Source organism: Pseudomonas sp. S37, assembly GCF_016658545.1.
In the GTDB taxonomy this organism is placed as follows: Bacteria; Pseudomonadota; Gammaproteobacteria; order Pseudomonadales; family Pseudomonadaceae; genus Aquipseudomonas.
In genome coordinates this window covers 1-23,590 of the sequence record NZ_JACVZC010000057.1, presented here as the reverse complement: position 1 = coordinate 23,590, position 23,590 = coordinate 1, and the positions used below count along the sequence as shown (strand labels likewise).

Here is a 23,590-nt window from a genome sequence, read left to right as displayed (position 1 = left end):
TTGTAAATGTAAAGCAAGTGTAAAGAGTTCGCATTTGCTATTACAAGGCTCCGGATGGCGAAATGACGACGGAATGTGTCGTAAGGGAAGGGCCGGCAAGGTGGCCGGCACTGGCTATGCTTGTTAGCGCGTGAGCATTTCACGCGCCTATTCGGACTTGATCACATGGAAGCAGGCCTATGAACCCGATTCGTACTCTCGCTCGTGCTGTCGCCCTTGCCACGCTGGCCTCTGCAGCCAGCTTTGCGGTGCAGGCTGCCGATATCCCCATTGGCAGCGAAGCGCTGGAAAGTCACGTCACCACGCAAGTCACCGCTATCGACCTGGCCAACCGCCAGGTCACGGTGAAGGGCCCGGATGACAAGAAGGATGTGACGTTCCAGCTGACCGAGAAAGCCAAGGCGCTGCCCAACCTGAAGGTCGGTGACCAGGTCGACATCTATGTCACCCGTGCAGTGGCCTACGTGCTCAACACTGACGTTGGCGGGGCGCCGAAGGCGAGCGAAGAGTCCGGTACCATCCGTGCCACAGCCGAAAACCCCAACCCGGGCGGCGAGGCGTTCCGCCAGGTCAGGGTAACTTCGCAGATCAAGAAGATCGACCTCAAGACTCATGAGGTAAGCCTGCTGCCGCCGGAAGGCAAGCTGCAAGTGGTCAAGGTCGAGAACCCTGACTTGCAGGCACGCATGAAAAACCTCAAGGTCGGCCAGACGGTCGACGCGATCTACACCGAAGTGCTGCGCGTCGAAACCTCGCGCTGACCTCGGCCGCAACTGGCCTCGGTTGCCTCCGGGGCCTCATGCGGCGGCCTGGCATGGGCTGTCAGCAGGCGAATGAGTGGCGAGGCGATGAAGGTACTGATGATGGCCATGATCACCAGCAAGGTGAAGTACTCCTTGGGCAGTACGCCCAGGTCGTAACCAACGTTGAGCACCACCAGTTCCATCAGTGCCCGGGTATTCATGCACACGCCGATCAGCGCCGCATCGCGGCGGTTCTCGCCGAGCAGGCGGCTGGCCCCATAGGCACCGAAGAACTTGCTGGCGAAGGCAACCAGGCAGATCAGCAGGCAGTTCCACAACGCGCTCATGCCTTGCAGCGCGCCGATGTCGGTCCGCAACCCGGTATAGGCAAAGAAGATCGGCAGGAAGAACGCGTTGACGACCCCACTGACCTTGGCATTCCACTGTTGCACGAACGTGCGCTGGCTGTGCAGGGCAACGCCGAGAATGAAACCGCCGATGATCGAGAAGACTCCGATCAGGTTGGTCACCGTTGCGCTGGCCAGCAGGATGATCAACATCAACGATATGCCCTGCGACGATAGCGGCCGCCGTTCCAGGTCGCCCAGGATCCAGCGCATCACCAGCGGCCGCACCAGGCAACACACCAGCAGAATGAACAGGGCCAGCGCCAGCATCCGCGCCAGCGAAGCCCAAGGGTTGAATTGCGAGGCGATCAAAGAAGTGACGCCCCCGAGAATCAGCCAACCGCAGACGTCGTCAATGGCTGCCGCGCCGATGGTGAGGGTGGCCACGCGTGAGCGCGACAGGCCCAGCTCCATGAAGATTCGCCCGAGGATGGGCAGGGCGGTAATCGACAACGCGGTGGCGAAGAACAGCTGGAACGCCAGCAGGGCCGGTTTTTCACCGTCGATCTGTTGCCAGAAGTACTCGGCAGTGAGCATGCCGCTGGCGAATGGCACCAGCAGCCCACCCATGCTGATGAGTATGACCGAGCGCTTGCGGCCCTTGAGGTGCGTGCCGAACTCGAACTCCAGGCCGACCTGGAACATCAGCAGGATCAGGCCGATCTGCGCAGTGACTACAAACGCGGTGGCGGTCTGCGGCACAAACAGTGCGGCCAGTTGCTCGGGGAAGAAGTAGCCCAACAGGCTCGGGCCCAGCACCAGCCCGGCGAGAATTTCGCCGGCGACCGGGGTCTGGCCGAGGCGGCAGGTGCTGAACCAGGCGATCAGCCGCGATACGCTGAAGATCACGATGAGTTGCAGCAGGAACATCAAGGTCAGGTGCTCGGCCTGCGAGCCGACGGCGGATTGCGCCTGGGGCGCAGGCGCGAGCTGCACGGTACTGGCGTGTAGGGTGTTGGTCATGACGAGGTCCTGAACGTGGGGAGTCAGAAAGGCGGTGCGAGCCAGCCACCAAATGTGTGTTCCAAAGCCTGTGCGGCGCTCAGCAGCAGGTGCTCCTGGCCATGGCCGGCGACCAGCTGCAGCGCAACCGGGCAACCGCCGTCGAGGCGCCCCATTGGCACGCTGAGCGCTGGCAGGCCCAGTACGTTGAACAGTGCGGTGTAACCAATGTCGCCCGGGTAGCGCAGGGCATGGCCGTGCCCGGGTGAAGCGCCGGGCAGGGTTGGCAGCGCCAGCAGGCTGTGCCCATCCAGGCATGTGCCCAGAGCCTGCTGTAGGGCGTCACGCCTGGGCAGCCGATGGGTCAGGCCAGGGTTGCCCACGCATTCGCCGAGGCTGTCGAGCAAGGTAGCCAGCCAGGGCCCGGTGGCATGGCGCGGCTTGCCGACCAGCGCTTGCCAGGCGTGGCTGAAGTGCGCCACCGGCTGCCCGTCGCCCAGGATGTCGGCCAGACGCACGCCGGCTTCTTTCTTGAGCACGGCCAGCCAGATGCCGAACCCGTCGTCCATCTCACGGGCGTGCCAGCGTTCAACCCGGGTGCCCTGGTTCTGGTAGTGATGGGCCAGGTCGTCCAATGCCTTGGCCACGGCCGGTGATACCCGGCTGCCCCGGCTCAGGCGTTCGGGTTGGTACAGGTACAGCTTGCGCAGGGGCGCAGGCGCCTGGCGAGGGGTATAGCGGCAGGTGATGTTGCCGTCTTGCTGGTCGGGGCCGGAGATGATCTCCAGCAGCACGGGCAGGTCTTCGGCGTGCCGGCACATCGGGCCGGCGGCGAAGTGCCGGGCAATGGCCATGTTGTGCGCTTGCCCCAGGCCACGCTCATCCAGGGGCAGATGACCCGTCAATGGCACCAGCCCCCGTGATGGCTTGAGGCCGAAGATGCCGTTGCAGGCGGCGGGGATACGCACCGAACCGCCGCCGTCGGTGCCCAGCGCAAACGGCACACAGGCGCTGGCTACCAACACGGCATCCCCGCCACTGCTGCCACCGGCACTGCGCTCGCGCTGGTAAGGGCTGCAGGTGCGGCCGTAGACCGGGTTGTCGGTTTCTGGCCAGAGTGCCATCTCGGCCTGATTGCCCAGCGCGACGGGGATGGCGCCTGCATCGATAAGGCGCTGCGCGGCGGTGGCCGTGAACTGCGCAACCTGTTGCCTGCGCAGCGTCGAGCCACAGGTCTTGGGTGCGCCAAGCAAGCCCAGGCCCTCCTTGAAGCTGAAGGGCACGCCGTGCAGGCGGCCCAGTGCAGCACCCTGGTCACGTTGGCGCTCGGCCTGCTCGGCGGCCCGCCGTGCCTGGTCGAACAGTGCAACCGCCACCGCGTTGCAGCGGCGCTGCACGACCTGGCAGCGGGCGATGCTCTGTTCCACCAGTGCCACCGGCGACAACGCGCCTTCGCGGATCTGCGCGGCCATGCGCACGGCGCTCTGGGCCAGCAGCTCGCTGCTGCCAGCCGGGGTCATGGGCAAGGTCATCAGTGCCGTGCCAGGTCGAGGAAGCCGCCATCGCCGGCGAACGGCGACTTGAGCAGCTCTGGCGCCTCGCCATATTTGTAGAACAGTGATGGCATCAGCCGAAGGCTGGCGGCGCGCGCCAGGTCTTGCAGGGTGCCCAGGCTGTGCCGGGCCAGCAGTTTCAGGTGGCGCGGGGCAAGGCTCCAGCGCACCATGCGCATCAAGCGCACGCGCAACAGGGCCGAGCGCAGGAAGTAGCTGGCAGCGTAGCGCGGGCGAGCCTGGTTGTCGGCCTTGTACAGGGCAAAGTTGATGGTGCGCGAATACAGGTTGGGGATCATCTGCGGGCTGATGCCTGGGTTGGAACGGCGTACCTCGCGCAGCAGGCAGGCGAAGGGCAGCGGCGAGGGCTGCAGGTCACGCGTGTAGCGCGGCAGCAGGTCGGCGAACTGCTGAGCCTGGTGGCCATCGAGAAAGTCGCCACTGACATACATCGGCAGCACCACGTGAAAGTACGCCATGTTCGCAAACAGCAGTGTCCAGCCCATCAGGAACGGGTCGTCCATCACTTCGTACCACTTGCTCCAGGTGTCCTGCAGTGCCAGCTGTGCCTGAATGTGCGATTCCAGGCAATTGACGTAGGCCGGCGTCAGGGTGCCCTGGATGTCTTTCTCGATCATTGCCGCTACCTGCGGGATCTGCTGGGCGACGTAGGCCAGCCCGGCGCTGTTGGCCGGGTCGAAGGTGAACGCCGCATCACCGATCAGGAACCAGCCATCGGTGGAGTAGTATTGGCTGGCCTCGTACATGTAGTTGTACATGGCATGCTGGTCGACGACTTCACCCGAGGCCATCAGTTCGGTGATCACCGGGTGATCGGCCATGACCCGCTCCTTGAAGGCCTCCAGCGTTCCGATGCGTTCGCTGATCATGTCCGGGCGGTAGGTGATGCCGATGCTGATCATGTCGGCACCGTCGTCACTGCGCATGGGTATCAGCCAGATCCAGTAACCCTTACCGTAGAAATGGTGGGTGACGTAGTAAGGGTCGTAGCAGTGGTGCTTGTCCTTGTGGGTATTGATGCTGTGCAGGATGCCGCGGTCGAACTGGCGCAGGCGGAACCAGAAGGTACTGCGCTGGTAGGTGGGCTCCTTGTGCAGCTTGAGCTTCTTGGCCATGAAGCGGTTACGGCCCGTTGCGTCTACCACCCAGTCGGCATCCAGCTGCCAGGTCTGCGCTTCGCTGCGCAGTGTCAGGCGGTGGCGGGTATGCTCGCCTTCGTGCAAATCAACAGCGGCCACGTCGGCCTCGACCAGTTGCACCTGCTGGTCGGCGACAATCGCGCGCAGGTCTTTGTCGAAGCTGAAGCGGTTGAGGTTATACGCCGGCATGCGAATCACGCCGGGCGCTTCATGGACCACATAGTTGCGGCATTCCGGGTTGTTGCGCAGCTTCAGGTAATAGGTCAGGCCGTACTTGTGGTAGTGCTTTTCCTCTAGCAGGCTGCCCAGGCCGATACCCTTGAAGAAATGCGTGGTCAGTTCGACGGTCGATTCACCGACGATCGGCCGCTTGCGGTCCGGGCGGCCGATCAGCGTCACTTCCACGCCTGGCAGGCGTTTGCGCAGGTACAGGGCAGCAAGGTGGCCGGCCACGCCGGCACCCATGATGGCGATACGTTTCATGTCATCAGTCCGTGATGAGGTGGGGCACCGGGCCAGCCCGGTGCCGGGAAGGACAACTCAGTGGCTGGCTGCTTCGATCAGTGCCTGGGGTTCGGCACGCTCGGAATAGTCGACGTTGATGAAGGCCTGGCGGATGCGCCCGTCCTGGCCGATGACGAAGGCACTGGCCATTGGCAGGCTGAGGTCGTCGCTGTCATTGAGTGCCTTGAGGTCGGCGCCGAGGGCGCGGTAGACCGCTTCCAGTTCGGGCTCCAGTTCGAAGACGATGCCGTACTGGCGCGCCAGCTGGTTGCCTGGGTCGCTGAGCAACTGATAGCGCACACCCAGGGCTTCGCGGGTTTGCAGGGTGGCTGCGGTGCTCTGGGCGGAAATGGCCACCAAGGTCGCACCACTGTTGGCGAGGTCGGCCACGACCTGTTGGTATTCGCTCAGCGTGACATTGCAGAAGGGGCACCACAGGCCGCGGTAGAACACCAGTACCAGGGGGCCGCGCGCCAGCAAGGCGCGCAGGTCCACCGCTTTGCCATCGGCATCTTCCAGTACCGTCAGTGGTGCGTTGTCGCCGGCCTTTAGTGCATGGGTTTCGGGGTGTCGGGCAATCAGGGCCTGCAGCGAGGTCGCGAACTTCTCCAGCACTTCGGCGGGCAGTTGGGCCATCTGCAGTTTGACGCTGTCGAGTTTTTCCTTGAGTGACATGCTTTTCTCCTTGAAGTGATTCACTGGGGCAGGCTACGTGTTGCCCGGGTCTGGATCCGCCGCGAGGCCTTGCACGCGGGGGGATGGCGTTGAAACAGCTGGAGCACCCAGTCAGGCCGGGTCTTGCTGGCATCGTTGAGCCAGTTGGCCACCGAGTCCTGAGCGTATTTCTCGGCTTCGGCCAGGTGCGGAACCAGCAAGGGCTCAGCGATTTCCGGCTGTTGCTTGAGCGTGGCAATGTGTTCGCACCAGACCCCGCGCGGGCGCAGGATCTCGATGCAGAAGCGCCGTACCAGCGGGTCTCTGTCAGCGGCGTGGCGGCCAAGCAGGGCGAGGGTGGCCTCGAGGTCCTGGGCCAGGCGTGGACGCAGGGCAATCCAGGCCCATTCGCGCACGCCGAAGTGTTCGTCGCGAGCGAAGCGCAGTTGCGCAAGCAAAGCTTCTTCCGGGGGCTGGGCGCGTGACAGGTGTGCCTGGGCGAACGCGGCCCAGCTGCGTACCGTGTCGGACGGGTGTGTGCAGCATTGCTCGAACACCTGCTGACGCATTGGCATGGGGGTTTGCTCCAGCCACTGGCCCAGCGCCAGGCCGATGGCCGCGACCTTTTTCGACAGGCCCAATACCTGGGCCTGCTCGGCAGCGCCTGCCAATTGCCCGACCAGTTCAACCGGTAGCTGGCTACCCAAGGCGTTGGCCAGGACCCGCTGGTCTACTGCCAGGCATTCGGCCAGGTTGCGGGTTGGCAGCTGGCCCAGGTCGATCAGGTGCTTGCGTGGGTCACTCATAGCTGGGGTTCCATGGCGGCGGGTGGGCATTCGGTAATGGTTGGCAGCGAGCAATAGCGCCCAGGTGCCAGCAGGTGCTGTGGGTCCAGGGCAGCCTTCAGGCGCTGGCCGAGTTGCCAGGCACTGCCCTGCGCCTCGGCCAACAGGTCCATGAAGGCCAGCGGCACGCGATAGGGCAGTACGCCTTGTTGCCTGCCACTGGCGAACAACTGCCGGTAGCAATCTTCGGCGCGCCCGCTGGCCTGGCTATCATCGCGATCGAACAGCAGCGGCACGGTGCAATCGATGGCGCGGCCGGACAAGGTGGTGAGGGTTACCGGGCAGGGGAGTTGCTGGCCCAGGCACAGTTGCTCCATCTGGCCGACGAACGTGGCCACCTGCTGGCTTCGCAGTGGCAGGACCGGTGCGTACCAGATCAGGCCGCAATTGTCCCGGGCCGGGTCGAGCAAGGCACCTGGCCGTGGTCGTGCACCGCCAGCGTAGGCCAGCGGCAGCGCCACCTGGTTTGGCTGGCCATGCATCAGCTCGACGCCCATGCGCAGTTTGCCCAAGGTCAGTTGCCAGCGTCTGGACCAGGCACCCGGCAACAGGCGCAGGGCGCGCTCGGCCAACACCAGCTGGCGCTGGCTGCGGAACTGGTAGCGGCTGCTGAAACGGCGCAGTTCGCTGCGGATGATGCCTTTGACGGATGCCAGCTGGGCGTGCTCGCAATAGATCGAGCCCACGCCCATCCAGGCGGGCAGTGCCAGTGACCGCGCTGCGGCGTCACGCTCGTCCGGGCTCAGGCGGGTAAGGGGTTGGTCGTTGTAAGCCATGCTCAGCAGGCGTGTGCTGTTCATCAGGTTGATGCCGCCCACCTGGCCGCCGCAACGGTCGAGGATACGCTTCACGCCGTCCAGGGCGGCGGGCAGTTGTGCGCCCGAATCCACCCAGAAATAGAACGGCTGCACCACTTGCGGGCGCCGGACCAAGGCGATCGACATCTTCGTCACCACACCCAGCCCGCTCTGGCCGAACAGGCCGTCCAGGTAAGGGCCGACGCCCCACTTGTAGCAGGGGGTAGTGCCAGCGGCCCACATTGGCGACCGGTAATGCTGGCCGTCGGGCAGGATGGCCTCCAGGCCCATGACGGCTTGCCAGTGGTCGGTGACCGGCGTAATGCCGAAGCCCCGTTCCAGCGCGTTGGCCAGCACGCTGCAGGTTGGCCCCGCACCGGTGACCGGGGTGAGGAACGGCAGGCCACGGCTCGCCAGGTAATCGGCCAGTGCAGCCTGGGTCACGCCGGGCTCCAGGGTGACCACGGCCAGCGCCTCGTCGAAGTCGAGGATCTTGTCCATGCGCGACAGATCAAGCTGCACGCACCGGTTGTGCGCGGTCGCGACGCTGCCGTAGCCCCAGTTGTGGCCGGTACTGGCAGGTTGCAAGGCAATGCCGTATTGGCGCGCAATGGCCAGGCAGGCTGCCACCTGGTCGCTGCTTGCCGGCCTGAGCCTGGCGCAGGCATGCGCGGGGGAGCGCATGGTGTCCTGGCTCAGTTGGCCGAGGGTGGCGGCATCGCACTGCACGTTGGCATCGCCCAGCAACCTGCACCAGGCCGTCAGGGCTGCCTGCAAGTGTTTCGGGTCAGAACGCACTCGCCAGGCCTCCCATGCCAAGGAACAGGCGTAGCTGGTCGACATCGGCCCGACGGCTGCGTGGCAATTCGCGGTAGCGGCGGCGGAATTCGGCCTTCATCGCCGCCACGCAGCGCCGTTTTGGCGTGCGGATGACCATCATGAGGGGGCTGACGACGGTGCTGTAGACTCTGGCGCACGGCCCAAGGTAGCTGGCGGCAAGGGTCTGGAACTCTTCCAGCGAGAACGCCGCCAACAACGAGTTGCGATAGTCGAGCAAGGTCGCCTGGTCGGCACCGTCGCTGGCGCGGCTGACGAAGTAATCCACCGACTCCAGCGACTTGAGCCGGCCGAAATCGTTCAGGTAGATGGCCCGATCATTGCGCAGTACGCGTGCAATGTTGCGGAACGTTGCTTCCAGCTGTGCAAGGTCGGCCAGATGATGCAAGGCCATCGAAGAAATCACCACGTCAACGCTGCGGTCGGCGATGCCGGCCAGGCGGGTCATGTCTTCCTCGCGCAGTTCGACATTATCGATGCCCTGCTGGGCAATCGCAGCGCGGCCCACGTCGAGCATACTGGCCGATAGGTCGGCGCCGATGAACTCGGCCCGTGGGTTCAGACGGGCCAGTTGCAACAGCAGGCTGGCAGGGCCGCAGCCGATGTCCAGCACGACATCGCCAGGCTTGATCAAGGCGCACATCTGCGCACAGTGGTAGAGGTAGGTGCCGGACAGCGCCTGGCCTTGGCCGGCACTGTCGGCATAGGCCGTGACGCAGGTATCGTCGGCCATCACCAGGTCGGGCTCGGGCGTCCGTACCAAAGGTTGCCTGAGGGTGATTTCCCTGTAGATCGCGCGCAGCAATCCCGTATCCATGAACTTATCCTCCATGAAAGCCGTGTGGTGTGGAACGCGAGGCGGGCTGCTCAGCCCAGTTGCAGTACCCGTCGTACTCGCGGCGAAAGGTGATGCGGCGAGCTGCCGCAACGGGCCATGTGCGTAAGCACGTCGTCCGTGGCCCAGGTTGTTTGAGCCTGACCGCAAGGAAGCTGTATATGCGGATAAGGCTGTGCGCAGAAAAAGTCGAACAGGTCAGTTCGCTGTTGCTCGACGGTAAAACTCAGGCTGGGGCTGCGGTAGACCCTGGCAAACACCTGGCGCGCCTGACGCAGGTTCAGGGCCAGCGGCTGCGACAGTGCATTGTTGAACTTGGTGTAGGTCTGCACCGGGCCAATGGGCGAAAAGAACAGCACATTGCGGTAGAAACCTGCCGCGCGTGGGTGTACTGCGATCAGCAGGGCATCGACCCGGCGATGGTCCATGGCCCAGCGAAACATGGCGTTGTACAGCATCAGCGGTACGCCCTTGCCTTTGTACTGGTTGCTGACCGCCAAGGTGCCGACTTCGGCCAGGTGCAGGCCGCCAAGACGCTGCAGCACGGCCTCGTTGACGTGCACGTCTTCCAGCGGCAGGCCCAGTGCCGAATCTTCGATCAATGACACGGTGCCCACCACCTGGTCGTCCTTCAGGGCCACGAAGGTCGTGGTGCCAGGTAGCAGGTGAAACGGTGAAAAGCGCATGCCTGCGCGACAGACCGTGGCGATACCGCGGCGGGCATAGCTGTCATTGACCAGGCGCAGGGCCTGTTCAAGTTCGTGAAGAGCCTGCACCGGGCGGAAACTGAAACCGTCGATGGCCAGCGGCTGGCGGGCCAGGCGCCGTATGAACAGACGCCGGTATAGCGCTGCCGGCAGGCAGGCTTCCAGCCAGGGTTGGCCGCGGCTTACCCGGTCACGCTCGCTGTGCACCCGAGGCTTTCTGCCGATCCGGGCCAATACGCTGTGGTTGTGCAACATCGTCCACCTCCTTGTGGAATTGCCCAGTGCTGCGGCTTCAGCCTTTGTCGGGTGGCAGCGCCAGGGCAGGGCTTGCCGAAAGTGCCTGCAGCGTGGCGGACAAGGCGTCCCGCTGCGTGTTGTCCAGTGCTTGCATGATCGCCCCGATCCAGTCGGTATGCTCGGCAAACACCGCGTCCAGTACCGCTATGCCGGCCGGGGTCAGGCCGATGCTCAACTTGCGACGGTCATGGGCATCCTTGCGGCGCTTGACGAAACCGTCGCCTTCCAGGCCGTCCAGCAGGCCGGTCACGGTGCCGGACGTGATGGCCAGGCGTGTTGCCAGCTCCAGCGGTGCCAGCCGGCCACCTGCCGCCTGCAGCGTCAGCAAGATGGCAAACCGCCCCTCCGACAGGTTATGGCGTGCCAGCCGCACGGCGCACACACGGTTGATTGCCGCCGCCGCGGACAACAGCTCGAAACACAATCTCACGCTCTGCCTGGCCTCGACGGGGGCGTCGGCCAGCGCATCGAGCATGATGTGATGCTTGTTCTCAAGAATATTCATAAGGCACAGTTTATCTTGGCGCCTTAGTAAGTCAACAGCATCGATGTTACAGGGCGAATACAGCAGCATGCGCGTTAATGCCGGGCCCATCAGATCATGCATGTTACGAATACTTGTGGTGCAGGATTTTGATTTCCATCAGCAAAACTGATTAGGGATGATGGCCGGAAACGACAGCTGAGAAGAGGGTGGCCATGTTCAGTAAAACAATGCTTGTGCTGGGAGTGCCGGTGGCCATGGCGCTGCTTGCCGGTGCGGTGCTGCCGTTCCAGGCGGCAGGCAACGCTGCCGTCGGGCGTGCGTTGGGGCACTGGTTGTGGGGTGCGTTTACCTCGTTGACGGTGAGTTCGCTGGTGGTCATTGCTGCGCTGCTGATACTCCGGGTGCCAGTGCCAGATGTGAGCAAGGCCTTGCAAGGGCCCTGGTGGTTGTGGATTGGCGGGGTACTGGGGGCAATGTACGTGGCCGGCGCGGCGGCGCTTACGCCTAAACTGGGTGCTGCGGGCTTTCTGGTGCTGGTAGTGGCGGGGCAGATCATCACGGCAGTGCTCGCCGATCACTTCGGCGTGATGGGGCTGGGTGGCAAACCGCTCAGTTTGCCCAGGTTGGCGGGTGTAGTGCTGATTCTGTGTGGCGTGCTGTTGGTACAGGGCAACTGGACGGCAGGTCCATTGGCCAGCAGTGCTGCGACAGTGAAACAGCCAGAAGGCTGATCAGCGCCCTGGCTGGCTGCAGGCCCACACGGTTTCGCGTAGCCAGCGGTGGCCAGGGTCGCTGTCCTTGCGGCTGTGCCAGGCCTGCTGGTAGTCGAACGAGGGAATGGCCAGTGGTGGGGTGAACTGGCGCAGGCTCGGGTGCTGGTGCAGTGATCCCACCGCGCGACTGGCCACGGTCAGGACCAAGTCGGTACCGGCCAATACCTCGACCGCCGCGCTCCAGTGTGGCAAGGCCAGGGCGATACGGCGGCGCAAGCCCTGGGCGGCCAGCGCCCGCTCGATTTCATCGAAAGCGTCCGGGCGCATGGCCATCAATACATGCGGGCGTGCCAGCCAGTCGTCCAGGGCCAGTTCCCCGCTGGCAGGCAGCACCTGGCTATCGGCAACGCTGATGAAGCTGTCGGCGAACAGCGGCTGGGCAGTGATGTCCTGCGGTAGATCTGGGAACAGCCCCATGGCCAGGTCCAGTTCGCCGTCGAGCAACTGCGCCAGCATGGTTTCGCGGCTGGCCTGGCTGATGGCCAGATCGATTCCGGGCGCTACCTGGCGCAAGTGGCGCAGCAGGGGTGGAAGGATGAGGCGCGAGGAGTAATCGGATAGCGACAGCCGGAAACGGCGTTGGGCCTTGGCCGGCTCGAATTGCGGGGCCGTCAGCAGGTTGTTGAGGTTGCCGAGGGCATCCTGCAGCGGTTGGGCCAGCGCCTGGGCGCGGGTGGTGAGGGCCATGCCACCGCCTTGGCGTACCAGCAAGGGGTCGTCGAAGTGTTTACGCAGTTGTGCCAAGGCGTGGCTGACCGCGGGTTGGCTGCGGTGCAGGCGCAGGGCGGCGCGGGTTACATGCTTTTCGCTGAGCAGGGCATGCAGGGCGAGCAGCAGATTGAGGTCGATCTTGCGCAGTTCATCCATGGGGTGAATGGCCTAGGTCACTTTTTGTGTTATTGATCAGCTTAACAAATACCTTGGCCTTGCGCGGTTCCTGTATGAGATCACCCAGCCCTTGCAAGCTGCGCTGTCTGGCAGAGAACAGAGCTCGCAAGCGTGTCGCGGACCCTGTGGGAGCGGGTTCACCCGCGAATGCGGCGGTAAATCAGCATTGCATTCGCGGGTAAACCCGCTCCCACAGGGGCTGCGAAGCACCAGCAGACTCTGCTCCCTGCGCGAAAGCGTAGACCGGAAGTGCTGACTGATTTCCCGCAGGGACCGCGTCGGCTTCAGGGGGTATACTCCCCACCCGTTTCACTGTTATCCGAGTAATCCGATGGGTCTTTCTGCAACTGCCACACCTGAACCGCGTCGCCTCGGCGCGCCCCTGATCGCCTTGGCCTTGCTACTGGCGGGTGCGGGGTTTCTCAACCTAAATGCCGGCTTCAAGCAGGTCTTGCTGCTACTGGTCGGCGCTGCACTAGGCCTGACCCTGTACCACGCCGCGTTCGGTTTCACGTCGGCCTGGCGGGTGTTTATCAATGAGCGCCGTGGCGCGGGCCTGCGCGCGCAAATGGTCATGCTGGCGCTGGCCGTGCTGCTGTTCTTCCCGGCGCTGTCGGCAGGGAGCTTGTTCGGCAACCCGGTCACTGGCCTGGTGGCCCCGGCCGGTGTTTCGGTGGTGTTTGGCGCGTTCATATTCGGCATCGGCATGCAGTTGGGTGGCGGCTGTGCCTCGGGCACGCTATTCACCGTGGGCGGCGGTAATGCGCGCATGCTGGTAACCCTGCTGTTCTTCATAATCGGCTCGGTCAGCGCGACCCATCATGCCGACTGGTGGTTCGCCTTGCCGTCGTTCCCGGCCACCTCGATCGTGCAGGCCTGGGGCGTGGGCCCGGCACTGTTGGTGAGCCTGGCGGTGTTCGGCCTGATCGCGTGGGCCACCGTGGTGCTGGAGAAGCGCCGGCATGGCACGCTGGAAGCTCCGGTTGCCAGTGCACACCAGGGCCTGCGCCGCTTCCTGCGTGGCCCTTGGCCGTTGCTGTGGGGCGCCATCGCCCTGGCGCTGCTGAACTACGCGACGCTGGCACTGGCAGGGCGGCCATGGGGCATTACTTCGGCTTTCGCCTTGTGGGGCGCCAAGGTCCTCAGCGGCCTGGGTGTGGAGGTCGGCAGCTGGGTGTTCTGGCAGGCACCGGCCAATGCCAAGGCCCTGGCCGCGCCGCTGTGGCAGGACATCACCACGGTCATGGACCTGGGCATCGTACTGGGTGCGCTGCTGGCGGCTGGCCTGGCCGGGCGCTTTGCGCCAAGCCTGAAAATCCCGCTGCCGTCGCTGGTAGCGGCGGTGATCGGCGGCCTGCTGCTGGGCTACGGTTCGCGCCTGGCCTATGGCTGCAACATTGGTGCGTACTTCAGTGGCATCGCCTCGGGCAGCGTGCATGGCTGGTTGTGGCTGGTGGCGGCCTATGCCGGCAACCTGATTGGCGTGCGCCTGCGGCCGCTGTTCTTTGCGGGTGAGCGACGCCCTGCGATGCTGACTGGCTGCTGAAGCTGATAGCTGCAAGGGGTGCAGGAATCATCTGCATCCCGCCTGATTGTTCAGTTTTATCTACCTGATTAGCCTGACTGGAACATCCACCCAGCAGGATTCGATCATGGCTAACCGCATCTTTCTCGACAGCACCGGCACAGCCGATGTCATGCAGCTTGAACACGTACAAGCACAGCCTCCAGGGCCGGGCCAGGTTTGGCTGGAGCAGACGGCCATGGGCGTAAACCCGCTGGACGTGTTGCAACGCAAGGGCGGGGCACCGCTGGCGTTGCCGTCCGGCCTGGGCCTGGAAGGTGCAGGCCGGGTTGCGGCGATTGGCGAAGGGGTACACAACGTAAACGTGGGCGACCGGGTCGCTTATGCGATGGGGCCGGTCGGCGCCTATGCAAGCGGCCGACTGTTCCCGGCCGAGCGCCTCGTCAAGCTGCCACCACCATTGAATGACGAAGCCGCCGCAGCGGTGCTGTTCAAGGGCATCACGGCGCAGTACCTGTTGAAAACCACCTATGCGGTAGGGCCGGGCACCCAGATCCTGCTGTACGGCGCGGCCGGTGCCTTGGGGCAACTGATGGCGCCTTGGGCGCGTCACTTGGGGGCGACGGTGATCGGTGTGGTGTCGCGCCCGCAAAGTGTGGCGCGGGCACTGGCGGCGGGCTGCCATCATGTACGGGTGTTCGACGCGACCACCTTGGCCAGCCAGGTACGCGAGCTGACCGAGGGGCAGGGCGTGGACGTGGTCTACGACTGCGTGGGCAAGGTGTCGCTGGAGGCCTCGCTGGACAGCCTGCGGGTGCGTGGGCTGCTGGTGTCATTCGGCGGCACCTCCGGTGCGCCGGCAGCCATCGAGGTAGCCACGCTCAATGCCAAGGGCTCGCTGTACCTGACCCGGCCGTCGCTGGCGGCGCACACCCGCACGGTCGAGGAGTACCAGCAGCGCGCCGCCGATGTGCTGGCAGCGGTCGCCGAGGGTATCATCCAGCCTCGAGTCTGGCGCCGTTACCCGCTGGCCGAAGCAGCCAGCGCCCACGGGGACCTGGAGCGGGGGCTGTCGGAGGGCGCGCTGATCCTCACTGCCTGACCCCATTCCACTGCCGAGCCTTGCCATGGATGCCTTCGACAGCCGCCGCGCCGATGAACTTGCCACGTTGCTGGCCTTGCATGAGCAGGGCTCGTTTGCTGCTGCCGGGCGGCAACTGGAGCGCCACCCCACAGTGTTGTCGAAGCGCCTGAGCGCACTGGAGGCGCGCTTGGGTATTCGCCTGGTGGAACGCAGCACACGGCAACTGCGCTTTACCGATGAAGGCGAGCGTTTGGTGGCCAAGGTGCGCGAGGCCAACCGGCTGATTGCCGAAGCAGAGCAGGAAGCTGCAGAAGGTGCCGCCACGGTGCGCGGGCGCTTGCGCCTGGCGTTGCCGGGGGCCATGGGCCGGCGCTGGCTGAGCGGTATGCTGGCCGACTTTGTGCTGGCCTACCCGCAGGTGACGGTGGAGGCTGAGTATGCAGACCGCTTCGTCGACCTGATCGGCGAAGGGTTCGATGCGGCCATCCGTATCGGTGAGCTGGCCGACAATCGGTTGGTGGCCGGTAAGCTGTGCGACCACGTGCGAATCCTCTGTGCGTCGCCTGAATACCTGGCCCGGCAGGGTACGCCTGCGAAACCTGCCGATTTGGCTGGGCATAATTGTTTAGGTTTCAGTGGCTTGCGTTCATTTCCTGAATGGCGACTCATGAGTGCTGAGCAGCAGGTGAGCGTCAAGGTCACTGGCAGCCTGCGCAGCAACGACAACGAAGCACTGCTGGAAGCGGCGCGGCGTGGTGTAGGGATTCTGGCCGGGGGGGACTGGCTGATGGGCGAGGACCTGGCCAGTGGCCGCCTGGTGCGGGTGCTTGCGCAATGGCAGTTGGACGTGGCGGCGGGCATTTACCTGGTAAGGCCCACCGCGCGCCTCAACACTGCCGCATTGGCGGCGTTCAAAGCCTGGCTGGAAGCGCGCTTCAAGGCCGGCGCCCCTTGGCGGGCTTGATGCGCTATTTCCTAAGTGGCTTTAAGTTATATGCTTAACTATATGAAAAATAACAATTTACCTTTTTGCTACTGCGTGTTGTACGCACTGTTCATAGTAAGTTTGCTTGATCGCCGCAGGCTTCAGCCTTGAACGGCTGTTGTACGTCTGCTCGGTAATGCCGAACGCGGTCATGCGCATCCATGGTTTAGGGAATTTGCGCACCTGCAGTTTCTTGCGCGTGGCATACAGGGTTACCCCGGATAGCTTGGCCTGCTGGGCCTCACTGGCTATCTGCGCACCCCAGCCGCAGGTGTGGCGATCGTTCTGGCTCAGTGCCCTGGCCTGGGCGCCGAAAGCGAGCGTGGCCAGCAGGCAGCCGGTCGTCGTTGCTAGAAGTACGCGCATGTTGCTGTCCTAAGCATTTGAAGGAGAACGGAGTTTGCCTTCGCTTTCAGCGGTTGGGGGCCAGCAATTTGCCCTCAGCCATGGCCATGCGCGACGCCGTGATGGCTGGCCAGCGCGGGCGGGCCCGGCACCTCGGGGTGGTTGATAAATACCGCACCGAGAGTATGTGATCGTACAACTGCTTGCGCTATGATGAGCGCTGTCTTTCAAGGTGAAATACAGGGCAATGACAGAGCAGCAGGTACAGGCAAGGACCCGGCGCAAGCCGCGCAGTCTGGCCCAGGAACTGGTCACGGTGCTGACCGAGCGTATTCGCAGTGGCCAGCTCAAGCGCGGCGACAAGTTGCCGACCGAATCGCAGATCATGGCCGAAGAGGGCGTCAGCCGCACGGTGGTGCGTGAGGCGATCTCACGGCTGCAGGCCGCTGGGCAGGTCGAGACCCGTCATGGCATCGGTACCTTCGTGCTGGATGCGCCGGCTACCGGGGGCTTCCGTATCGACCCGGCGACCGTGGTCACCCTGCGTGAGGTGCTGGCGGTGTTGGAGTTGCGCATTGCCCTGGAGATCGAATCGGCCGGCCTGGCGGCACAGCGGCGCAGCGATGAAGCGCTGGCCGGCATGCGTGCGGCGCTGGACGAGCTCAACGAAGGTGCAGCGCACGCCACCGATGCGGTGTCGGCGGACTTCCAGTTCCACTTGCGCATCGCCCAGGCCAGTGGCAACCACTATTTCGCCGACATCATCAACCATCTGGGCACCAGCATCATCCCGCGCACCCGGCTGAATTCTGCGCGCTTGGCGCATGATGACCAGGCGCATTACATGAGCCGGTTGATGCATGAGCATGAAGCGATCTACGAAGCCATTGCCCGGCGTGACAGCGAAGGGGCGAAAATGGCCATGCGCATGCACCTGAGCAACAGCCGCGAGCGCTTGCGCCAGGCGCATGAAGAGGCTGAGGCGCAAGGGGCCTGAGGTAAGGGTCGCCTGTGCCGGCCTCTTCGCGGGTGAACCCGCTCCTACAGGGATAAGGTGATCCTTGTAGGAGCGGGTTTACCCGCGAAGAGGCCGGTACAGCCATAAAGAAAAGCCCCGCCATGTGCGGGGCTTTCCTGTTTCAGGCAACCGTTCAGATCGCCGCATCACTCCACTGCCCATTCACCAGCCGCCGCAGCCCCAACGGGTTGCCGTCGCGCAGCGCCTCAGGCAGCAGCGCCTGCGGGTAGTTCTGGTAGCACACCGGGCGCAGGAAGCGGTCGATGGCCAGGGTGCCGACCGAGGTGCCACGCGCGTCGGAGGTTGCCGGATACGGCCCGCCGTGGACCATGGCGTCACACACTTCCACACCGGTCGGGTAGCCATTGACCAGAATCCGCCCGACTTTCTCTTCCAGCAGCGGCACCAGCCAGGCGAAGGCCTCAAGGTCTTCAGGCTCGCCGATCAGGGTAGCGGTTAACTGGCCGCGCAAGCCGAGCAAGGCCGCGCGCAATTGGTCGTTGCCCTGCACTTCCACGGCCACGGTGGTGGGGCCGAACACCTCTTCCTGCAGCAGCGGATCAGCCTCGATCAGCAAGCGGGCATCGGCCTTGAACAGCTGGGCACGTGCCTGGCTGCCTTCCTGAGCCTGGCCGGCCAGGTGCTCGATACCGGCATGGCCGTGCAGATGCTCCAGCCCACCCACGTAGCTGCGCAGGCCGCCGGCATTGAGCATGGTCTGGCCGGCCTGTTGGTCCAGGTGTTGGCCCAGATCGCTCAGTAGCTGGTTGTACAGTGGCGATTGCAGGCCGATCACCAGGCCCGGGTTGGTACAGAACTGCCCGGCACCCATGCACACCGACCCGGCCAGCTCACGGGCGATGGCCTCGCCACGCTTGGCCAGGGCGCCTGGCAGGATGATCACAGGGTTGATGCTGGACATCTCGGCGAACACCGGGATCGGCTGCGGGCGTTCGGCAGCCATGCGGCACAGGGCGTCGCCGCCTTTCAGCGAACCGGTGAAACCAACCGCCTGGATGGCCGGGTGCTTGACCAGCCACTCGCCCACGCCACCACCGAACACCATGTTGAACACGCCCTTGGGCATGCCGGTACGCTCGGCGGCGCGCACGATGGCGCAGCCGACCAGGTCGGCAGTGGCCATGTGGCCGCTGTGCGCCTTGAATACCACCGGGCAGCCGGCAGCCAGTGCAGCGGCGGTATCGCCACCAGCGGTGGAGAAGGCCAGCGGGAAGTTGCTGGCACCGAATACGGCGACCGGGCCGACGCCGATGCGCATCTGGCGCAGGTCTACGCGGGGTAGCGGCTGGCGCTCGGGCAGGGCCAGGTCAATGCGCGCGCCCAGGTAGTCGCCACGGCGCAGCACCTGGGCGAACAGGCGCATCTGGCCGCTGGTGCGGCCGCGCTCGCCCTGGATACGGGCAGCGGGCAGGGCGGTTTCGCGGCAGACGATGGCGACGAAAGCATCGTCCAGTTCATCCAGCTCGGCGGCGATGGCATCAAGGAACTCGGCGCGGCGCGCCGGGGCCAGCGCGCGGAACGCGGCGAAGGCAGAGGCGGCGGCCTTGGCGGCCTGGTCCACTTCGTTTTCGGTGGCCTGGGCAAAGCTGTAAGGCAGGGCTTCGCCGGTGCTGGCGTCCAGGCTCTGCAGGCGCTGTGCGCCAGCGGCGCTACGCTGGCCGGCGATGAAGTTGTGGCCGAGGATGTCAGGCATGGGGTGCTCCTGTAGAGGTAAGTGAAGGATGAATGATCTATCAGCGGGCTTGCGCTGACCCTGTGGGAGCGGGTCAACCCGCGAAGCAGGCGACTCGGTGGCTGGCACCGGCTTTGCCGGTGTTCGCGGCGGTTCGACGCCTCGATGAACTCGCTCCCACAGGTCCCGTAGTGCCGCTGAGCGTTGAGCAAGCCCTTGGCATCAGGTAATCGGTGCCGGGTTGAACAGGGTGATGTCGTTATGCAGCCGGTGCTGCTCGGCCCAGGTCTGCTTGCGGCCGCTGGCTACGTCCAGGTAGTAGTGGAACAGCTCCCAGCCCAGCTCCTCGATACTCGAGCGGCCGCTGGCGATGCGCCCGGCATCGATGTCGATCAGGTCGGGCCAGCGCTGGGCCAGTTCACTGCGGGTGCACACCTTGACCACTGGCGCCATGGCCAGGCCGTATGGCGTACCACGGCCAGTGGTGAACACGTGCAGGTTCATGCCGGCGGCCAACTGCAGGGTGCCGCAGACAAAGTCGCTGGCCGGGGTGGCGCAGAAGATCAGGCCTTTGCGGTTGACCCGCTCGCCGGGGCCGAGCACACCCTGGATGGCACCACTGCCGGACTTGACGATCGAACCCAGCGACTTTTCGACGATGTTCGACAGGCCGCCTTTCTTGTTGCCAGGCGTGGTGTTGGCGCTGCGGTCGGCGGCGCCTTGCTGCAGGTAGCGGTCGTACCAGTCCATTTCGCGTACCAGCGCGTCGGCCACCGCCTGGTTTTCCGCGCGCGAAGTCAGCATGTAGATGGCGTCGCGGACCTCGGTCACTTCCGAGAACAGTACGGTGGCGCCGGCACGCACCAGCAGGTCGGCGGCATAACCCAGCGCCGGGTTGGCGGTAATGCCCGAAAAGGCGTCGCTGCCACCGCACTGCATGCCGAGGATCAACTCGCTGGCCGGTACGCTTTCGCGGCGGCGCTGGTCGAGCTTCTTCAGGCGGGTTTCGGCCAGCTCCATGATCTGCTCGATCATTTCCACAAAGCCCAGGCTGGCGTCCTGCAGGCGGTACAGCCACGGGTCGCTGAGATCTACCGACGGGTCGTTGTCGTGCATCACCTGGCCGGCTTGCAACTTTTCGCAGCCCAGGCTGATGACCAGCGCTTCGCCGCCCAGGTTGGGGTTGCGCGCCAGGTTGCGCACGGTGCGGATCGGGATATAGGCGTCGCGGGCGTTGATGGCCACGCCGCAGCCGTAGCTGTGGGTGATGGCTACCACGTCATCGACGTTGGGGTATTTGGGCAGCAGTTCGCTGCGGATGCGCTTGACCGCGTGCTCCAGCACGCCGGTCACGCACTGCACGGTGGTGGTGATGCCAAGGATATTGCGCGTGCCGACCGTGCCGTCGGCGTTGCGGTAGCCTTCGAAGGTGAAACCTTCCAGTGGCGGCAGTGGCTGTGGCACAGCATCGCACCGCGGTAGGCTGTCCAGTTCCGGGGCGGCGGGCATGGCCAGCTGGCTTTCCTGTACCCAGCTGCCCTGGCGCAGGTCTTCCAGCGCATAACCGATGATTTGCCCGTAGCGGCGCACCGGCTCGCCCTTGGCGATGGTCACGGTGGCAACCTTGTGGCTTTGCGGCACGCCTTCGACCAGGGTAAGGCCGTCGGCAAAGCGGGCGCCTTCGCCCAGGCCACCGTCGTTAACTACGACCACAACGTTGTCGTCGTCGTGCAGGCGGACGTAGCGGGGCGAGTCGGAATGTTCGATCAACTGCATGTTTGGGCCCTACTTGTCAGGTTCTCAGGCTTTTTGTACATCCGCCCGCACCGGACGAGCCGGCGCGGGCGTGTTCACTCAGTGGCGCGAGCTGGCCAGCTCGCCGTTGGCGGCAGGTTCAGCCTGTGGCTTTGGGGCCTCGTCGCGCAGTTCGATACGCTTGATCGGGCCGACGATCACCAGGTAGCTGAACACCGCTACCAGGGCGTTGGCGCCTACATAGACCAGGGCCCACTTGAACGAACCGGTGGCGCTGATGATGTAGCCGATGACGATAGGCGTGGTGATCGAGGCGATGTTGCCGAAGGTGTTGAACAGGCCGCCCGACAGGCCGGCGATCTGCTTCGGCGAGGTGTCTGCCACTACCGCCCAGCCCAGTGCGCCGATGCCTTTGCCGAAGAAGGCTAGGGTCATGAAACCGACCACCATCCACTCGGCGTCGACGTAGTTGCAGAACACCATGGTGGTCGACAACATCAGGCCGCACACGATCGGCAGTTTGCGTGAGAAGGTCAGCGAGTTGCCACGGCGCAGCAGCCAGTCCGAGATTACCCCACCCAGCACGCCGCCGATAAAGCCGCATACCGCCGGCAGCGAGGCGATGAAGCCGGCCTTGAGGATGGTCATGCCGCGTTCCTGCACCAGGTACACCGGGAACCAGGTCAGGAAGAAGTAGGTGATGGCATTGATGCAATACTGGCCCAAATACACGCCCAGCAGCATGCGGCTGGTCAGCAGTTGCTTGATGTAACCCCATTTCGGGCCATCGTTGCCGCGCTTCTGGTCCATGTCGACCAGGCCGCCGTTCTGCTCGATGTGTTCGAGCTCGGTTTGGCTGATGCGTGGGTGCTGGCGCGGGTTGTAGATGGTCTTCAGCCACACCATCGAGAAGATGATGCCCAGTGCCCCCATCACCACGAACACGTGCTCCCAGCCGAAGCTGAACACGATCCAGCCCATGATCGGTGCGAACAGGGCGGTGGCAAAGTACTGCGCGGAGTTGAAGATGGCCGAGGCGGTGCCGCGTTCCTGGGTCGGGAACCAGGCCGCGACGATACGGGCGTTACCCGGAAACGACGGGGCTTCGGCAAAGCCGACGAGGAAGCGCAAAGTGAACAGGGTCACGACTGCCCAAGCTACCGGAAGGCCGCCGACAAAGCCCTGCAACAGGGTGAACAGCGACCAGGTGAAGATGCTGAAGGCGTAGACGTTCTTGGAACCGAAGCGATCGAGCAGCCAGCCACCAGGAATCTGGCCAGCCACGTAAGCCCATCCGAAGGCGGAGAAGATATAACCGAGGGTTACGGCGTCAATGCCGAGGTCCTTCTGCAGGCTGGAGCCTGCGATTGCAATGGTAGCGCGGTCGGCATAGTTGATCGTGGTCACCAGGAACAGCATGAACAGGATCAGGTAGCGCACATGCGTCTTTTTAGTCGCTTGCATGCTGGTTGTACTCCCACTAGTTATTTTTGTGCGGGCTCACGAATTGTAACCGGAGTGGGGCAGGCCCACTCCGGGCGCGGCATGTGGCAGGCCGCGGGCAGCGCTTACTGCGGGCCCATCTTGTCCATCAGCGCGGCGAGCATTTCGTACTCTTCGGCGGTGAGGTCGGTCAGCGGGGTACGCACCGGGCCTGCGTCGTAACCGGCAAGCTTGGCGCCGGCCTTGACGATGCTCACGGCGTAGCCAGCCTTGCGGTTGCGGATGTCGAGGTACGGCAGGAAGAAATCGTCGATCAGCTTGGCCACGGCCGCGTGGTCGTCGCGGGCGATGGCGTTGTAGAAGTCCATGGCAGTCTTCGGCACGAAGTTGAACACTGCCGAGGAGTAGACCGGCACGCCCAGGGCCTTGTAGGCAGCAGCATACACTTCTGCGGTTGGCAGGCCACCCAGGTAGCTGAAGCGGTCGCCCAGGCGGCGGCGGATCGACACCATCAGCTCGATATCACCCAGGCCGTCCTTGTAGCCGATCAGGTTGGGGCAGCGTTCGGCCAGTTTTTCCAGCAGGTCGGCGTTCAGGCGGCAAACGTTGCGGTTGTACACCACCACGCCGATCTTCACCGATTTGCACACGGCTTCAACGTGGGCGGCAACACCGTCCTGGCTGGCTTCGGTCAGGTAGTGCGGCAGCAGCAGCAGGCCCTTGGCACCAAGGCGCTCGGCTTCTTGCGCATATTCGATGGCCTGGCGGGTAGAACCACCCACGCCGGCGAGGATCGGTACCGAGGTGGCGCAGGTGTCGACGGCGGTCTTGATGACCTGGCTGTATTCGCTGGCGGCCAGGGAGAAGAACTCACCGGTGCCACCGGCGGCAAACAGGGCGCTGGCGCCATACGGGGCCAGCCATTCCAGGCGCTTGATGTAGCCAGCCTGGTTGAAGTCGCCCTGGGCATTGAAGTCGGTGACCGGGAAAGACAGCAGGCCGTGGGAGAGGATGGATTTAAGTTCTTGTGGGTTCATTGTTGTTGGCATCCTGTGGCGCTTGGTGAAGGGTGTTGTCTTGCGTTGGAGGTAAGTTATCGTACAACTTGTGCGATGACTAGTCCCCTTGCAGAAAATTTTTGTTAGGGCGCACAGGTGATCGGTTCAAGGTTTGTGTTGGTGCAGAGATCGAGCGCCGCCCGCGCGGCGCATCGCGACGCAAGGCCGCTCCCACATTTGTTTCGGGCCAGTTATGCTTGTGGCATTTGCGCGCGAACGCCTTGGCGCACGCCACGATATCGCGTCGTACAAACA

General features: G+C 64.2%; 21 protein-coding genes and 1 pseudogene. 6 read left to right on the top strand and 16 right to left on the bottom strand.

Annotation, left to right across the window (positions count from 1 at the left end; genetic code table 11):
* The first annotated feature begins 179 nt into the window (after positions 1-179).
* Positions 180-761: a hypothetical protein gene (locus tag IAE39_RS17620; RefSeq protein ID WP_201204861.1), complete on the top strand. Its 582-nt coding sequence runs from the start codon at positions 180-182 to the stop codon at positions 759-761.
* Here the strand turns inward: IAE39_RS17620 and IAE39_RS17615 are convergent.
* The 9 genes from IAE39_RS17615 to IAE39_RS17575 are packed head-to-tail and all read right to left on the bottom strand — an operon-like array spanning position 725 to position 10,786.
* Positions 725-2,113, bottom strand: coding sequence for a cation:proton antiporter (locus IAE39_RS17615; RefSeq protein ID WP_201204858.1), 1,389 nt, complete (start codon positions 2,111-2,113; stop codon positions 725-727). The genes IAE39_RS17620 and IAE39_RS17615 overlap by 37 nt on opposite strands.
* A 23-nt stretch (positions 2,114-2,136) precedes the next feature.
* Positions 2,137-3,624: an amidase gene (locus IAE39_RS17610; protein WP_201204856.1), complete on the bottom strand. Its 1,488-nt coding sequence runs from the start codon at positions 3,622-3,624 to the stop codon at positions 2,137-2,139.
* Positions 3,624-5,288, bottom strand: a complete 1,665-nt coding sequence (locus IAE39_RS17605; RefSeq protein WP_201204854.1) for an NAD(P)/FAD-dependent oxidoreductase — start codon at positions 5,286-5,288, stop codon at positions 3,624-3,626. Before IAE39_RS17605 ends, IAE39_RS17610 begins: the two co-directional genes overlap by 1 nt.
* A gap of 57 nt (positions 5,289-5,345) precedes the next feature.
* Complete coding sequence (locus IAE39_RS17600) at positions 5,346-5,984, bottom strand: peroxiredoxin-like family protein (protein ID WP_201204852.1); 639 nt, start codon at positions 5,982-5,984, stop codon at positions 5,346-5,348.
* A 20-nt stretch (positions 5,985-6,004) separates the two neighbouring features.
* Entirely contained in the window at positions 6,005-6,769 is a 765-nt protein-coding gene (locus IAE39_RS17595; protein ID WP_201204850.1) for a hypothetical protein, read from the bottom strand.
* Entirely contained in the window at positions 6,766-8,403 is a 1,638-nt protein-coding gene (locus IAE39_RS17590; RefSeq protein ID WP_201204848.1) for an FAD-binding oxidoreductase, read from the bottom strand. The genes IAE39_RS17595 and IAE39_RS17590 overlap by 4 nt, the downstream gene beginning before the upstream one ends.
* Positions 8,393-9,259 carry a class I SAM-dependent methyltransferase gene (locus IAE39_RS17585; protein WP_201204846.1) on the bottom strand — a complete coding sequence of 289 codons (867 nt, stop codon included), beginning with the start codon at positions 9,257-9,259 and terminating at the stop codon, positions 8,393-8,395. The genes IAE39_RS17590 and IAE39_RS17585 overlap by 11 nt, the downstream gene beginning before the upstream one ends.
* 50 nt (positions 9,260-9,309) lie before the next feature.
* Positions 9,310-10,239 carry a GNAT family N-acetyltransferase gene (locus IAE39_RS17580; protein ID WP_201204844.1) on the bottom strand — a complete coding sequence of 310 codons (930 nt, stop codon included), beginning with the start codon at positions 10,237-10,239 and terminating at the stop codon, positions 9,310-9,312.
* Between the two features lie 37 nt (positions 10,240-10,276).
* Positions 10,277-10,786 carry a MarR family winged helix-turn-helix transcriptional regulator gene (locus IAE39_RS17575; protein ID WP_201204842.1) on the bottom strand — a complete coding sequence of 170 codons (510 nt, stop codon included), beginning with the start codon at positions 10,784-10,786 and terminating at the stop codon, positions 10,277-10,279.
* Between the two features lie 194 nt (positions 10,787-10,980).
* Here IAE39_RS17575 and IAE39_RS17570 point away from each other — a divergent pair, with 194 nt between their 5' ends.
* Complete coding sequence (locus IAE39_RS17570) at positions 10,981-11,499, top strand: DMT family transporter (RefSeq protein ID WP_201204840.1); 519 nt, start codon at positions 10,981-10,983, stop codon at positions 11,497-11,499.
* Here IAE39_RS17570 and IAE39_RS17565 read toward each other — a convergent pair whose 3' ends face one another.
* A complete protein-coding gene (locus IAE39_RS17565; protein WP_201204838.1) occupies positions 11,500-12,408 on the bottom strand; it encodes a LysR family transcriptional regulator in 909 nt (302 codons plus the stop codon).
* Between the two features lie 352 nt (positions 12,409-12,760).
* Here IAE39_RS17565 and IAE39_RS17560 point away from each other — a divergent pair, with 352 nt between their 5' ends.
* From IAE39_RS17560 to IAE39_RS17550, 3 genes are all read left to right on the top strand, one after another.
* Positions 12,761-13,975 (top strand): YeeE/YedE family protein, encoded by a 1,215-nt coding sequence (locus tag IAE39_RS17560; RefSeq protein WP_201204836.1) that lies wholly within the window; start codon positions 12,761-12,763, stop codon positions 13,973-13,975.
* Positions 13,976-14,081: 106 nt separating this feature from the next.
* Positions 14,082-15,056, top strand: coding sequence for a quinone oxidoreductase family protein (locus IAE39_RS17555; RefSeq protein ID WP_201204834.1), 975 nt, complete (start codon positions 14,082-14,084; stop codon positions 15,054-15,056).
* Positions 15,057-15,081: 25 nt separating this feature from the next.
* Entirely contained in the window at positions 15,082-16,002 is a 921-nt protein-coding gene (locus tag IAE39_RS17550) for a LysR family transcriptional regulator (RefSeq protein ID WP_201204832.1), read from the top strand.
* 57 nt (positions 16,003-16,059) lie between these two features.
* Here IAE39_RS17550 and IAE39_RS17545 read toward each other — a convergent pair whose 3' ends face one another.
* Positions 16,060-16,389 (bottom strand): hypothetical protein, encoded by a 330-nt coding sequence (locus tag IAE39_RS17545; protein ID WP_201204830.1) that lies wholly within the window; start codon positions 16,387-16,389, stop codon positions 16,060-16,062.
* A gap of 226 nt (positions 16,390-16,615) precedes the next feature.
* Between IAE39_RS17545 and IAE39_RS17540 the strand changes: the two genes are divergently transcribed.
* Positions 16,616-17,365, top strand: a complete 750-nt coding sequence (locus IAE39_RS17540) for a FadR/GntR family transcriptional regulator (RefSeq protein WP_201204829.1) — start codon at positions 16,616-16,618, stop codon at positions 17,363-17,365.
* Between the two features lie 154 nt (positions 17,366-17,519).
* Here the strand turns inward: IAE39_RS17540 and IAE39_RS17535 are convergent, their stop codons facing one another.
* The 5 genes and pseudogenes from IAE39_RS17535 to IAE39_RS29705 form a co-directional block, all read right to left on the bottom strand.
* Positions 17,520-19,100, bottom strand: coding sequence for an aldehyde dehydrogenase (NADP(+)) (locus IAE39_RS17535; protein ID WP_201204827.1), 1,581 nt, complete (start codon positions 19,098-19,100; stop codon positions 17,520-17,522).
* A 201-nt stretch (positions 19,101-19,301) separates the two neighbouring features.
* Positions 19,302-20,855 (bottom strand): galactarate dehydratase, encoded by a 1,554-nt coding sequence (gene garD, locus IAE39_RS17530; protein ID WP_201204825.1) that lies wholly within the window; start codon positions 20,853-20,855, stop codon positions 19,302-19,304.
* Positions 20,856-20,933: 78 nt separating this feature from the next.
* Positions 20,934-22,298 (bottom strand): MFS transporter, encoded by a 1,365-nt coding sequence (locus tag IAE39_RS17525; RefSeq protein ID WP_201204804.1) that lies wholly within the window; start codon positions 22,296-22,298, stop codon positions 20,934-20,936.
* Between the two features lie 104 nt (positions 22,299-22,402).
* Entirely contained in the window at positions 22,403-23,314 is a 912-nt protein-coding gene (gene kdgD, locus IAE39_RS17520) for a 5-dehydro-4-deoxyglucarate dehydratase (protein WP_201204802.1), read from the bottom strand.
* 79 nt (positions 23,315-23,393) lie between these two features.
* Positions 23,394-23,590 (bottom strand): annotated as a pseudogene (locus IAE39_RS29705) (hypothetical protein); the annotation flags it as partial.

Excerpts from the sequence above, each read along its gene's own strand:
- IAE39_RS17620 (WP_201204861.1), top strand. The coding sequence starts at position 180 with ATGAACCCGATTCGTACTCTCGCTCGTGCTGTCGCCCTTGCCACGCTG.
- IAE39_RS17615 (WP_201204858.1), bottom strand. The coding sequence starts at position 2,113 with ATGACCAACACCCTACACGCCAGTACCGTGCAGCTCGCGCCTGCGCCC.
- IAE39_RS17610 (WP_201204856.1), bottom strand. The coding sequence starts at position 3,624 with ATGACCTTGCCCATGACCCCGGCTGGCAGCAGCGAGCTGCTGGCCCAG.
- IAE39_RS17605 (WP_201204854.1), bottom strand. The coding sequence starts at position 5,288 with ATGAAACGTATCGCCATCATGGGTGCCGGCGTGGCCGGCCACCTTGCT.
- IAE39_RS17600 (WP_201204852.1), bottom strand. The coding sequence starts at position 5,984 with ATGTCACTCAAGGAAAAACTCGACAGCGTCAAACTGCAGATGGCCCAA.
- IAE39_RS17595 (WP_201204850.1), bottom strand. The coding sequence starts at position 6,769 with ATGAGTGACCCACGCAAGCACCTGATCGACCTGGGCCAGCTGCCAACC.
- IAE39_RS17585 (WP_201204846.1), bottom strand. The coding sequence starts at position 9,259 with ATGGATACGGGATTGCTGCGCGCGATCTACAGGGAAATCACCCTCAGG.
- IAE39_RS17580 (WP_201204844.1), bottom strand. The coding sequence starts at position 10,239 with ATGTTGCACAACCACAGCGTATTGGCCCGGATCGGCAGAAAGCCTCGG.
- IAE39_RS17575 (WP_201204842.1), bottom strand. The coding sequence starts at position 10,786 with ATGAATATTCTTGAGAACAAGCATCACATCATGCTCGATGCGCTGGCC.
- IAE39_RS17570 (WP_201204840.1), top strand. The coding sequence starts at position 10,981 with ATGTTCAGTAAAACAATGCTTGTGCTGGGAGTGCCGGTGGCCATGGCG.
- IAE39_RS17565 (WP_201204838.1), bottom strand. The coding sequence starts at position 12,408 with ATGGATGAACTGCGCAAGATCGACCTCAATCTGCTGCTCGCCCTGCAT.
- IAE39_RS17560 (WP_201204836.1), top strand. The coding sequence starts at position 12,761 with ATGGGTCTTTCTGCAACTGCCACACCTGAACCGCGTCGCCTCGGCGCG.
- IAE39_RS17555 (WP_201204834.1), top strand. The coding sequence starts at position 14,082 with ATGGCTAACCGCATCTTTCTCGACAGCACCGGCACAGCCGATGTCATG.
- IAE39_RS17550 (WP_201204832.1), top strand. The coding sequence starts at position 15,082 with ATGGATGCCTTCGACAGCCGCCGCGCCGATGAACTTGCCACGTTGCTG.
- IAE39_RS17545 (WP_201204830.1), bottom strand. The coding sequence starts at position 16,389 with ATGCGCGTACTTCTAGCAACGACGACCGGCTGCCTGCTGGCCACGCTC.
- IAE39_RS17540 (WP_201204829.1), top strand. The coding sequence starts at position 16,616 with ATGACAGAGCAGCAGGTACAGGCAAGGACCCGGCGCAAGCCGCGCAGT.
- IAE39_RS17535 (WP_201204827.1), bottom strand. The coding sequence starts at position 19,100 with ATGCCTGACATCCTCGGCCACAACTTCATCGCCGGCCAGCGTAGCGCC.
- garD (WP_201204825.1), bottom strand. The coding sequence starts at position 20,855 with ATGCAGTTGATCGAACATTCCGACTCGCCCCGCTACGTCCGCCTGCAC.
- IAE39_RS17525 (WP_201204804.1), bottom strand. The coding sequence starts at position 22,298 with ATGCAAGCGACTAAAAAGACGCATGTGCGCTACCTGATCCTGTTCATG.
- kdgD (WP_201204802.1), bottom strand. The coding sequence starts at position 23,314 with ATGAACCCACAAGAACTTAAATCCATCCTCTCCCACGGCCTGCTGTCT.